Below are 12,241 nucleotides of genomic sequence, written 5' to 3' on the forward strand. Positions count from 1 at the left end.
CGATGATAGTGTAGCAGCTGCTATGTGAAAGTAGGTCATCGCCAGGATCCTATTAAAGAAAGCCCGATTCGAAAGAGTCGGGCTTTTTTGCGTCTGGGAGCTATCCACACAACGTGCCCTATTCATTCGCCAGGTAGGTTGGGTAGAGCGGAGCGAAACCCAACATGAGTTAGCGAGTTGCTAGTTAGCAAGGGTAAAGTTGAACTGTTTGGTTGTTTAGTACAGAGTCACCCTCAGCAACAAACCCCGTAGGAGGCACTTCAGTGCCGAATTTAAACTATAACAAACACATTCATGGCTGAAGCCATTCCTACAAGTACACTTTACCTAAAACCTAAAACCTAAAACCTAGAGCCTCCGGCAGAGGAAGACGCAGAACCAAACACCCACACCGCGCGGCTGAAAGCTGATAGCTGATAGCTCTGTCTTGGGTTTCGCTGTACTCTACCCAATCTACGCCAGACCCTCTAAATCGTATCTTTCCCCTTTCTTACTTACAACTTTACTCTCGCAAACTTGCTTCCCTAACCTTGTTATGCGATAAAGCGTTTTATATTTGTAATACAATTAAGGTGTGCTGTGTCTCGTAAGAAAACGACCAAGTCAAAAGGCTCTTCAGGTTTAAATCGTAAAAATAGTGAAGCATTTATTGCTAAGTTCTCTTCGCATCCAGATACACATCTATGCCCGTCGGGCTTAATGTATAAAGTGATTGATGATGTTGAAGGAGAACGCATATCAGAATTCGATACAGTGGTTATTAACCAACGTATTATGCTTGCTGATGGCAATGTGATTGCCGACAGTTATAAAGCCGGTATGCCCGAAGTGTTCGCTTTATCTGAAGCTATAGAAGGGTTAAGAGAAGGTTTATTATTAATGAATATCGGTTCTCGCTATGAATTTGTGATCCCTCCAGAGCTTGCTTGGGGTAAAAAAGGTAACGGTGGCAAGATTGGCGCAAATGCAGTGCTACATTTTGACGTTCGTTTAATGCGTTTAGCTTAACTCTCTTCGGATGAGTCCCTTAGCATAAGTCGACAGAGGACTTAAAACGCGTTAACGTTCACTATTGGTTTACTGAGGAACATTATGGACGCATTTACTTCACGAGTTTACTTTCTTCGCCATGGTGAAATCGCTACGCCTGGAATTCTTTCTGGGCAAATCGATGTTGGTTTATCTGAGCAAGGCCTTGAACAAATGCGCCAAGCCTCTGCTGAGATCATAAATTTAAATGCCATATATAGTTCACCGCTAAAGCGTTGCTCAGTCCACGCTGATTATTTAGCAAATCAACACTCACTGCATGTACACTATTATAACGCTCTTAAAGAGTTTAATTTTGGTGATTGGGATGGCCAAGATTACCAACAGCTTTGGCAGCAAACGAGTAAGCCTCATATTGGTGATTTTTGGCAACACCCTTGGCAAGTAAAAGTGCCCAATGGTGAATCTATGGCTGATTTTTACGCTCGGGTAGAGGCATGGTGGCACACGTTTTTGCAATCATTGTGTGAATCTAAGCATGAACAGTCATTGGTAATAAGTCATGCAGGTGTGATTAAACAAATTCTCGCTATTGTATGTCAGATGCCAAAACAATCAGCCACGCATTTAAATGTTTTTCACCTTCCTTATGCGGGGCTTATTACACTCGATGTATATATAGATGAACAAGGACAAGCTTGGCCTAAAATTGTTTTTTAGCCATCTAGAGCGATATTCATTGAATTATTTACTTAGCCCGCCATAATACTCATATGCTATGGAATGGAGTGAAATTCTCCAGCTGTTCCCGCAACTGTAATCCATCTAAATAATGGTCAGCCAGATACTTAGCACTAACAATTAATCATCGAGCGGGTCAACTCACATCATTTTCTGGTACTTACCAGTGCTTTCTTGTGCGTTGCGATTACTCGCCAAGAGAGAATAAGCTTGCAACAAAATAGCCTTAGCGCTGCGCCATTAATATCAGTGTCTGATTTAAGTTGGGGTACTGCGAATAAAACGATACTTAAATCAATTAACCTTGAGTTAAAAGCAGGGCAGTTTATCGGTCTACTCGGCCCCAATGGGGCAGGTAAATCAAGCCTACTGCGTTGTCTTTATCGTTACTTGAAACCTCAGCAAGGGGTTGTGCTGCTGAGCGGTCAAGATATTTGGCAAATCAGTGCTGATAAATATGCAAAGCAGGTTGCAGTTGTTTTACAAGAGTCTCCATCGCAGTTTAATTTGTCTTTGTTCGATGTAGTGAGTTTAGGCTTAACACCTCATAAGCGGCTTTTCAGCGCCACGTCTGCCAATGATAAGCAGCGAATATATCAAGCGATAGAGCAGGTAGGTTTGTCTCATCATAGTGAGCAAGCATTTGATTCGCTCTCTGGTGGCGAAAAGCAAAGAGCGCTTATTGCACGCTCTATCGTACAACAACCTAAGTTGCTCATCATGGATGAGCCTACCAGTCACCTTGATGTTAAATACCAAATTCAAATAATGGAATTAGCAAAGTCCCTCGATGTGACAGTGCTTGCCTCTTTCCATGATTTAAATCTCGCAGCGAGTTTATGTGATGAATTATTGGTGATTGATGAAGGGCGTTTGGTTTGTCAGGGGCAACCAAAAGCGGTGCTTACTGAGCAGCTGTTGAGTGATGTATTTGGTGTCTGCGCAGCGGTATCTGCTCACCCGCAATCAAGCACTGATAAGTTTATTCCGCACATCACTTATTTTTATGGCTATCAGACACAGGAGCATCAAAATGACTGATGCAATGCGTTTAAGTATCTGTGTTGTCGTAGGGCTTATTAGTTGTTTTTTAGCATTGAGCTTTGGTGCTGCAAATACGCCACTGAGTGATGTTTTTAATGCTTTGTTTAGCCAAGATAGCGATGAATTTGTGCAGCGTATTATTTGGCAATTGCGTATGCCAAGAACGGTGCTGGCATTTTTAGCAGGCTCAGGGCTTGCTCTGGCAGGACTAATTTTACAGACCGTAACCCGAAACCCGCTTGCTGACCCTTACTTGTTTGGTATTTCTTCTGGGGCTTCATTTGGTGTGGTGTGCTTTATAGCCCTAACCGGTGTGAGTTTTGGCTTTAGTATGTCAGTTGCAGCATTTGTCGGAAGCTTACTTTCTATGCTGTTGCTTATTGCTCTTGCAGGGCGTCGCCATGTTGGCCAAGTTGAAGCCATGTTACTCGCTGGTGTTGCTTTATCTTTTTTATTTAGTGCTCTGACTAGTCTGCTGCTTTATTTTAGCGATCCTCAAGCCATCACCGCCATTTTGTTTTGGACGATGGGCAGTTTTTCTCGTGCACAGTGGGACACTCTTTGGCTGCCGTTTACAGTAATTATTGCCTGTATGACGCTGATGATTGCATTTCGTCGTCAGCTTAATGCAATGCTGCTTGGTGATGAAAGTGCTGCAACCTTGGGGATTCATGTGCAACGCTTTCGGATCATGATGCTGCTGCTAAGTTCATTAATTACAGCTGTGCTTGTTGCTATGTGCGGTGGCGTTGGTTTTGTCGGCCTGATGATCCCACATATTGTGCGCTACTTTTCACCGCAAGGCAGCAGCCATAACTTAGTTATGACCTCCTTGGTCGGAGGTATTTTTATGGTGTGGGTAGATGTGTTATGCCGAACCCTATTGAATAACCAAGAACTACCCGTAGGTGTGATCACAGCCGCTATTGGTAGCGTGTTCTTTTTATTCTTACTTTATTTTCGTAAACAGAGCAGGTAGCTAATGTTTAATATCATGCCTATTAATCAGCGATTTTCAGCTGTAATTCAACAAAAAATAGACCTCAAAACAAAGCCGTTAGGAGCTTTGGGTCAGCTTGAAAGTTGTGCTAAACAATTAACGCTTATTTTTTCAAAGCAACTTGATAGTGAGCAGGCGCTAGTTGCCTTTAAACCGGTTATTTCAAACCCTTCTCTAGTTGTATTTGCGGGTGATCATGGTGTGGCAAGCCAAGGTGTGTCGATTGCTCCTAGCTGCGTTACATCTCAAATGGTGGCAAACTTTGCAGCAGGAAGTGCAGCGATTAATGTATTTTGTCGCCAGCTTGGCTGGCAGCTAGAAGTTGTAGACGCTGGAACACTCAGTACTTCACACAATAAAAGTGTGCATAACCAGCGTTTAGGTGAAATCACTGCACCACTGAATACTGAAATGGCCATGTCACTTAGCCAGGTTGAAAAAGGGTTTGCATTAGCCAAACAGCGAGTTCATTCACTCTATGAGCAAGGTTGTAATACCATCGCCTTTGGTGAGATGGGTATTGGCAATACCACAAGTGCTGCGGCATTAATGGCTGCCTTGTTGTCGTTACCTGCTAGCCAATGTGTTGGTAAAGGCACAGGTGTGAGCGACGAGGTTGTTGCTAAAAAAATTAAAGTTGTTGAGCAAGCCCTTCAATTACACCAAGCTCATTTTAGCGATCCGCTAATGACGCTTGCGGCATTAGGTGGTTTTGAAATTGTACAGATCACCGGTGCTATTTTAGCTGCTGCGGAGCTTGGCATGGCAGTGATCGTGGATGGCTTTATTTGTACTGCTGCAGCGCTTGTTGTAACTCACATTAATGCAAACGCTCGTGATTACATGTTATTTGCTCATGCCTCTGATGAACAAGGGCACAAAGCAATGCTCAATGCCTTGCACGCATCACCTTTATTGCAGCTTGATTTAAGGTTAGGAGAGGGCACTGGGGCTGCGCTTGCCTTACCTTTACTGCAAGCATCTTTGGCGTTTTACAATGACATGGCAAGTTTTGCCGATGCCAATGTTGAGCAAGTTGTCTGATATGAGCGCTGAACAACACACTTCTGACTCTACCCCAAGTCAGTTTCAACTATTTTTACTGGCGCTTAGTTTTTTAACGCGTATACCCGTTAAGTTAAACTTTGCAGTATCGAGTCAGGCACTCAATCAGGCCAGCCGTTATTTTGCATTGGTCGGCGTGATTTTAGGTGTAGTTTTAGCGCTGAGTTTTTTACTGCTAAGTTGGTCATTCCCCGTAGCCATTTCAGTTGCCTTAGTTATGGCGTTTAGCTTGATAATCACAGGGGCATTTCATGAAGATGGCCTTGCTGATGTCTGGGATGGCTTTGGTGGTGGTTGGCACGTTGCAGATAAGCTGAGCATTATGAAAGATAGTCGCTTAGGTACCTATGGTGCAGCGGCGCTTGTGATGGCCTTATTAATTAAATACCAAACACTCGTTGCACTTAGTGAAGTAACCAGTACTGTGATTATTGCACTTGTTTTAGGGCAAAGCTTAAGTCGGGTTGTAGCAACAAGTTTAATTGCAGGTATGGACTATGTAAGTCAGGACGCCACATCTAAAGTAAAGCCAATTGCGATGCATTTAAGCACGCAAAGTTATCAAATACTGCTAGCAACTGGCGGTGCGGTGTTAGCAATTGCATGGTTGTTTTTTGGCTTTACTTTAGGGCAATTATTAATCCTCATCAGTGTGCTTTTTGTTACTCGTTTACTATTAAAGCGCTGGTTTGAAAAACAGTTATCTGGCTACACCGGCGATTGCTTAGGAGCAGCCCAGCAAGTATCTGAGCTTGTTACCTACCTTTGCTTGGTGAGTTTATTATGAGCCAGCAACATACTTTAATTTTAGGTGGTGCTCGCAGCGGTAAAAGCCGTTTTGCTGAGCAGCTGGCAACAAATTCAAACAAGCCGCTTATCTACATCGCCACAGCCAATGCGGGTGATGAAGAAATGACAGCCCGAATTAATAGGCATCAAGCTGAGCGGGCTAAGCATTGGCAACTTGTTGAAGAGCCTTTGTATTTGGCTAAAGCACTACAACAACATAGCCAAGCTGAAAACTGTATTTTAGTGGACTGTTTAACGCTGTGGTTGAGTAATTGCCTATGCCAGCAGGGTGAAGCATTTTGGCTTGAGCAAAAAGCGTCCTTACTCGATGTGTTATCGCAATTGCCGGGTGAGGTTATTTTTGTCAGCAATGAAGTGGGTCATGGCATTGTGCCGCTCGGTGAATTAAGCCGTCAGTTTGTTGATCATTCAGGTTGGTTGCATCAAGCCTTAGCACAGCAAGTTGCACGTGTTGAGTTTGTGATTGCAGGTCTTGCACAAACCTTAAAAAGAGAACAATGATGAAAACAATAATGGTGCAAGGCACGACCTCAGATGCAGGTAAAAGTACTCTTGTAGCAGCACTTTGCCGGATCTTTGCTGAGCGAGGCATAAAGGTTGCGCCCTTTAAGCCACAAAATATGGCGTTAAATAGCGCTGTAACCGCAGATGGTGGCGAGATAGGTCGCGCACAAGCTTTGCAAGCTGTAGCGGCAAAAGTCCCCGCAGAAGTCGATTTTAACCCTATCTTATTAAAACCTAACAGCGATACCGGAGCGCAGGTAATCGTTCATGGTAAAGCGCTGTCGAATATGGAAGCGGGCAGTTATCACGACTACAAAAAAGTGGCGATGGATGCAGTTCTTACTTCGCAGCAGCGCTTAAGTGAGCGTTTTGAATTACTGGTTGTTGAAGGTGCAGGGAGCCCTGCAGAAATTAACCTGCGCGAAAACGACATTGCCAATATGGGTTACGCTGAGGCGGTAGATTGCCCGGTGATCATTATTGCAGATATCGACAAAGGCGGTGTGTTTGCCCATTTAGTTGGAACGTTAGCCTTGTTGTCTGAGTCGGAGCAAGCGCGCGTTAAAGGCTTTGTGATTAATCGTTTTCGGGGCGATATTGCGTTATTGCAAGGTGGCCTTGATTGGTTAGAGCAATACACCAATAAGCCAGTGCTTGGGGTATTACCTTATTTACATGACTTAGCACTAGATGCTGAAGATGCCGTTGCTATAACTAATCAGGTCGATAAACCGCAATTACGCATAGCAGTGCTGCTACTTCCTCATATTAGTAATCACACAGACTTTGATGCACTGCGATTACAACCAGAAATCGATTTACAGTATGTACGTCATACTCAGACTATTCCAAGTGTTGATCTGATTATTATACCGGGCAGTAAAAATGTACTCAGCGATTTAGCGTTTTTAAAAAATGAAGGTTGGCATAAACAAATAACACGTCACCTGCGTTATGGCGGTAAAGTGCTTGGAGTATGCGGTGGGCTGCAGATGTTAGGTAACTACCTTGCGGATCCACATGCAGTGGAGTCTAATTTAGGCAGCGCAGTAGGGCTTGGGCTTGCTGACTTTGAAACGCAATTAGGGCAACAAAAAGTACTAAGCCAAGTCTCTGGCATACTTCATTTAAACAATAGCGATAAAGCAATATCTGGTTATGAAATTCACGCCGGAATCAGTCTAGGGCCAGCACTTGAAAAGCCATTTTTGAGCTTTAATGATCACCCAAGTGGATTCAAAGTAGATGGTTTTATTAGTGATGATAACCAAATAGCAGGTACTTACTTACATGGCTTGTTCGATACCCCTGAGGGCGTATCTGAGCTAATAACTTGGCTTGCAGCAAATAGCCAAATTAAGCCAATTGATATTAACTTAAACCGTGAACAGCAGTTAAGCCGTTTAGCTAGTGTAGTAGCAGAGAATCTCGATATTGAACAAATCATCAATATTTATGAGAACTTCAATTTAGAGAAATAAGGAACAACAATGAGCGAACAGAATCAAGATAAGCACCAACAACGCCAGCAAAAAGTAAAAGAAAAAGTCGACGAACGGATTGCTGCTGCACAAAAAGAGCAGGGTATTTTTCAGGTTATAACTGGCAACGGTAAGGGAAAATCGACTTCTGGGTTTGGTACTGTCGCACGTGCGGTGGGTCACGGAATGAAAGCAGCTGTGTGCCAGTTTATTAAAGGCACATGGGAGTGTGGTGAGCGCAACCTACTTGAAAAAGCAGGGGTTGAATTTGTTATTATGAACACCGGTTTTACTTGGGAAACACAAAATAAAGAGTCAGATACTGCTGCTGCGCAAGTGACATGGCAAGAAGCGAAAAGAATGCTGAAGGATGAGTCGATTAACCTCGTTATGCTAGACGAAATAACCTATATGATCACCTACGGCTATATTGATTTAGACGAAGTGCTAGAAGCAGTTAGCTCTCGTCCTGCTATGCAATCGGTGATTATTACAGGTCGTGGTGCGCACCGTAAACTGACCGACTTAGCTGATACAGTCAGTGAAGTCAGAAACGTAAAACACGCTTTTGATGCAGGAATAAAAGCGCAAAAAGGGTTCGATTTTTAATATGAAGGCCATCAAGTTAGCACTTTTAGGTTTTTTATTTTATTTACCTGCATTGGCTCAGGCTCATGAAATTAAAGAGCCGCAGCGTATCGTTGCCTTAGCACCGCACATCGTTGAAAACCTATTTGCGATTGGAGCAGGAGAGCGCATTGTCGGTACCGTTGACTATGCAGACTTTCCTCAGCAAGCGAATGATATCGAACGAGTAGGCGGCTATTACGGCATTAACATGGAAAAGCTGTTGTCGTTAAAACCAGACCTAGTTCTGGCTTGGAAAACGGGAAACAAAGCCGAAGATCTCGCTTACATTGAAAAATTAGGTATTCCGGTAGCGTACAGTAACCCAAATCAAGTTGATAATGTGGCTGATGAACTACGTAAACTAGGCACGCTTACGCATTTGCAAACCAAGGCAAACAAAGTAGCCAAAGAGTTTGAAACTAAACTCGATGCTATTCGTACAGCGCAAGAAGGCAAACCGAAAGTGTCGGTGTTTTATCAATTATGGCCTGAGCCAATGATGACAGTTGGCGGCAACACTTGGATCAACCAGCTATTAACTATTTGTCATGCAGATAATGTGTTTGCTAATAGCGATACCGACTACCCGCGCATTAGTATTGAAAATGTATTGGTTGCCAACCCAGAGGTAGTGATTATTCCAGATGAAAAATCGAAAAAGCCTCAGCCTAAAATTGATTGGCGACAATGGCCTGAATTGCCAGCGGTGCAACATAACCAGTTTATTAGTGTAAACGCAGACTTATTGCACCGTTTTACAACTCGTATGCTTGATGGTTTGACCGACATGTGTGGTAAAATAGACGTTTCTCGTCAGCAAATACAGGCTTCAAAATGAACGATTGGCAAACATTTCTAGATACTGAGCTTGCTAAGCCCTACATGCAAGAAACCTTGCAATATGTGGCCGATAGACGCGCAGCAGGCGTTACCGTTTATCCTAAAGACGAACAGGTATTCTCAGCTTTTGATGCCACACCTTTAAATGAAGTTAAGGTGGTTATTTTAGGGCAAGATCCTTACCACGGAGAAGGCCAAGCCCATGGTTTGTGCTTTTCGGTATTACCAGAGGTTAAAAAATTACCACCGTCTTTGAAGAATATGTACAAAGAGCTGGCAACTGATATCGATGGTTTTGAGATCCCTCATCATGGCTATTTGCAAAGCTGGGCTGAGCAAGGCGTGTTCTTACTAAACACGGTATTAACTGTTGAGCAAGGGCAAGCTCATTCTCATAAGCACCTTGGTTGGGAAAAATTTACTGATACAGTAATTGCGCTTATTAATCAGCACTGTGACGGTGTGGTGTTTGTGTTATGGGGCGCACATGCTCAGAAAAAAGGTAAACACATTGATACCTCGCGTCATCATGTGATCCAAGGCCCGCATCCATCACCGCTTTCTGCACATCGTGGCTTTTTTGGTTGCCAGCATTTTTCAAAGACAAACCAGCTACTTACTGATCAAAATAAAGCGCCAGTAAATTGGTCGTTGCCGCAAATGCAAAAGGCCCTTGCGGGCCTTTAATTAAAAGTCTAATTCATCAAGCTCAATGCTGTCTGTGAAATAGTCTAGCTCCTGTAGTTCTTTGCGAAGTCTATGCTTGTCTTTCAACGCTTCGATTTCGCGCCATTTTCTCTTTTTATTTTTTGTAGAGGTCTTTTTTGTTTTACTAGGACCTTCTAATATTTCTAAAATATCGTCTAGGCTATCCATGAACTTCTCCTATTGATTTTTTGAACCTCGGAAATACCTATACCACAGGCTGCTCAAAAATAGAATAAAAAAGTGACAATACTGTTACAGAAGTGTGATTGATAGATGAATAGATCAAAGGATTAGTTATTTTAGAAACAAAAACGCCACCTAGCGGTGGCGTTTAAAAAATGCTGTAATTTGAATTACATTGCTTTAAAGCGTGCTTCTAATTCAAGCTGTGCTTGTGCAAAAGAGCGAATACCCTCAGCAAGTTTTTCTGTTGCCATAGCATCTTGGTTATGTAACCAACGGAACTGGCTTTCAGTTAGTGGTGCTGGTTTTTCTTCAACAGTAAAGTCGCTCTCTAGTAGGTACTCTTGTGCATCCGTTAATTGGCCTAACTCCTCTAAAAGACCTGGGCTAATCGTTAACTTATCACAGCCAGTAAGTGCGATGATCTCGCCTGTGTTACGGAAGCTTGCGCCCATAACAACTGTTTTGTAATCGTGGCGTTTGTAGAATTCGTAAATGCTACGTACAGATTGCACACCAGGATCGTTTAGCGGATCAGTTGGTTTTTCCATACCGTTAGCAACGTGCCAGTCTAAGATACGGCCAACGAATGGTGAAATTAAAAATACATTTGCATCGGCACATGCGCGTGCTTGTGCTTCAGAGAATAACAGCGTTAAGTTACACTTAGTGCCTTCTTTTTCAAGCTGCTCAGCGGCTTTGATACCTTCCCACGTTGATGCAACTTTGATTAGGATTTTATCTTTGCTAACACCTTCTTTTTCGTAAAGGCTTAGTAAAGTGTGGGCTTTATCGATAGTCGCTTGGGTATCAAATGATAAACGTGCGTCTACTTCTGTTGAGATATAGCCCGGTACGATTTCGCTAATTTCTTTACCAATTAATACAGCAAAGTAATCACATGCTAACTCAAGTTGTTTAGCTGCATCTTGCTCGGTTTCTTTGGCATATTGCCACGCTTTATCTAAATAAGGCTTATACGCTTCAATTTCACTGGCTTTTAAAAGTAGAGATGGGTTTGTTGTTGCATCTTCTGGTTGGTGCTTTTTGATAGCTTCGATATCACCTGTATCTGCAACAATAGATGAATGCTGTTTAAGCCTTTGTAGTGCTGAAGTCATTTGCTTTCCTCATTCCAAGCAAGTTAAAAGAAAATCCATTATAGCGGCCTTTATGCTGCAACACTATGACAGTGTTTAATAGGTCAAATGTCCTTAATACAGAAAACTAGAACATTATGTATGAAAAGAACAGCGGATAAAGGCAGGACGAAACAAAACGTGCATTTTGATTCAATTAATGTTGAAATTGACATCAAACAAATTACAAGTCAATAGCTAAGTATGATCACTGTTATTTCACCTGCAAAAAATTTAGATTACGAAACACCAGCCACGACCGATAAATTCACTCAACCTGAATTACTCGAGCACAGCGAAGAGTTAATGTCAGTTTGCCGTGATTTAACACCAGCGCAAATTGGTAGCCTAATGAAAATCAGCGATAAACTAGCTGGTTTGAATGCGGCACGCTTCGCCGAGTGGTCACAGCCATTTACCCAAGACAATGCAAAACAAGCCGTGCTAGCCTTTAATGGTGATGTATACGGTGGCTTAGATGCGCAAACTCTAAGCGGTGCTGATCTTGATTATGCACAGTCGCACTTACGTATTTTGTCTGGCCTTTATGGTGTGCTTAAACCATTAGATTTAATGCAAGCTTACCGCCTTGAAATGGGCACTAAGTTAGAAAACCCACGTGGTAAAAACTTATATGAGTTTTGGGGCAGTGTTATCGCCGAAAAGCTAAATACAGTGCTTGCTGAGCAAGATAGCAAATACTTGGTAAACCTTGCTTCGAATGAGTATTTTAAAGCGGTTGATAAAAAAGCATTAAACGCACAAATCATCACTCCACATTTTAAAGACTGTAAAAACGGTCAATATAAAGTGATTAGCTTTTATGCGAAAAAAGCTCGCGGCATGATGGCACGTTACATCATTGAAAATAAAATCACCCAATTAAGTGATTTAAAAGATTTCACTGTGGCGGGTTATTACTTTAGTAGCGATGCAACAACAAAAGAATTAGAGCCTGTTTTCTTACGAGAAGAGCAGAACTAATTTTTTAGTAAAATGAATTAGAAGAGCCGTGCTTAGCACGGCTTTTTTATGGTTTTAATACTCTAAATTAGAAATGGCGTTCATCTTGCTAAGTACTTTGTTGAGCAATTAATTCAACAAGG

The 12,241-nt window shown here is 42.5% G+C and carries 14 protein-coding genes and 1 riboswitch; of the genes, 12 read left to right on the forward strand and 2 right to left on the reverse strand.

What is annotated here, in order from left to right; translation table 11 throughout:
* Positions 1-579 precede the first annotated feature (579 nt).
* From AN213_RS05335 to ung, 11 genes are all read left to right on the forward strand, one after another.
* On the forward strand, positions 580-1,008 hold the full coding sequence (locus AN213_RS05335) for an FKBP-type peptidyl-prolyl cis-trans isomerase (RefSeq protein ID WP_054562340.1): 429 nt from the start codon (positions 580-582) through the stop codon (positions 1,006-1,008).
* A gap of 84 nt (positions 1,009-1,092) precedes the next feature.
* A complete protein-coding gene (locus AN213_RS05340; RefSeq protein WP_055197846.1) occupies positions 1,093-1,710 on the forward strand; it encodes a histidine phosphatase family protein in 618 nt (205 codons plus the stop codon).
* A gap of 12 nt (positions 1,711-1,722) precedes the next feature.
* Positions 1,723-1,861: riboswitch (cobalamin riboswitch) on the forward strand.
* An 80-nt stretch (positions 1,862-1,941) separates the two neighbouring features.
* A complete protein-coding gene (locus AN213_RS05345; protein WP_095209711.1) occupies positions 1,942-2,772 on the forward strand; it encodes an ABC transporter ATP-binding protein in 831 nt (276 codons plus the stop codon).
* Positions 2,765-3,754: an iron ABC transporter permease gene (locus tag AN213_RS05350; protein WP_055197847.1), complete on the forward strand. Its 990-nt coding sequence runs from the start codon at positions 2,765-2,767 to the stop codon at positions 3,752-3,754. Before AN213_RS05345 ends, AN213_RS05350 begins: the two co-directional genes overlap by 8 nt.
* A gap of 3 nt (positions 3,755-3,757) precedes the next feature.
* The gene (cobT, locus tag AN213_RS05355) at positions 3,758-4,819 is read left to right on the forward strand and encodes a nicotinate-nucleotide--dimethylbenzimidazole phosphoribosyltransferase (protein ID WP_054562336.1); all 1,062 of its coding nucleotides are present in this window, start codon (positions 3,758-3,760) and stop codon (positions 4,817-4,819) included.
* A gap of 1 nt (position 4,820) precedes the next feature.
* A complete protein-coding gene (locus AN213_RS05360; protein ID WP_055197849.1) occupies positions 4,821-5,627 on the forward strand; it encodes an adenosylcobinamide-GDP ribazoletransferase in 807 nt (268 codons plus the stop codon).
* Positions 5,624-6,151: a bifunctional adenosylcobinamide kinase/adenosylcobinamide-phosphate guanylyltransferase gene (gene cobU / locus AN213_RS05365; RefSeq protein WP_055198052.1), complete on the forward strand. Its 528-nt coding sequence runs from the start codon at positions 5,624-5,626 to the stop codon at positions 6,149-6,151. The genes AN213_RS05360 and cobU overlap by 4 nt, the downstream gene beginning before the upstream one ends.
* Entirely contained in the window at positions 6,151-7,635 is a 1,485-nt protein-coding gene (locus AN213_RS05370) for a cobyric acid synthase (protein ID WP_055197851.1), read from the forward strand. Before cobU ends, AN213_RS05370 begins: the two co-directional genes overlap by 1 nt.
* A gap of 9 nt (positions 7,636-7,644) precedes the next feature.
* Positions 7,645-8,244 (forward strand): cob(I)yrinic acid a,c-diamide adenosyltransferase, encoded by a 600-nt coding sequence (cobO, locus tag AN213_RS05375; protein ID WP_054562333.1) that lies wholly within the window; start codon positions 7,645-7,647, stop codon positions 8,242-8,244.
* A 1-nt stretch (position 8,245) separates the two neighbouring features.
* The gene (locus AN213_RS05380) at positions 8,246-9,103 is read left to right on the forward strand and encodes a cobalamin-binding protein (RefSeq protein ID WP_055197852.1); all 858 of its coding nucleotides are present in this window, start codon (positions 8,246-8,248) and stop codon (positions 9,101-9,103) included.
* Positions 9,100-9,792: a uracil-DNA glycosylase gene (gene ung / locus AN213_RS05385; RefSeq protein ID WP_055197854.1), complete on the forward strand. Its 693-nt coding sequence runs from the start codon at positions 9,100-9,102 to the stop codon at positions 9,790-9,792. The genes AN213_RS05380 and ung overlap by 4 nt, the downstream gene beginning before the upstream one ends.
* Here ung and AN213_RS05390 read toward each other — a convergent pair whose 3' ends face one another.
* Positions 9,793-9,981, reverse strand: a complete 189-nt coding sequence (locus AN213_RS05390; RefSeq protein ID WP_054562330.1) for a DUF3545 family protein — start codon at positions 9,979-9,981, stop codon at positions 9,793-9,795.
* Between the two features lie 185 nt (positions 9,982-10,166).
* Positions 10,167-11,117 (reverse strand): transaldolase, encoded by a 951-nt coding sequence (gene tal / locus AN213_RS05395; RefSeq protein ID WP_054562329.1) that lies wholly within the window; start codon positions 11,115-11,117, stop codon positions 10,167-10,169.
* A gap of 222 nt (positions 11,118-11,339) precedes the next feature.
* Between tal and yaaA the strand changes: the two genes are divergently transcribed.
* On the forward strand, positions 11,340-12,119 hold the full coding sequence (gene yaaA, locus AN213_RS05400; protein ID WP_054562328.1) for a peroxide stress protein YaaA: 780 nt from the start codon (positions 11,340-11,342) through the stop codon (positions 12,117-12,119).
* Positions 12,120-12,241: the final 122 nt, after the last annotated feature.

It is taken from the genome of Pseudoalteromonas sp. P1-8 (genome assembly GCF_001399985.1).
In the GTDB taxonomy this organism is placed as follows: Bacteria; Pseudomonadota; Gammaproteobacteria; order Enterobacterales; family Alteromonadaceae; genus Pseudoalteromonas.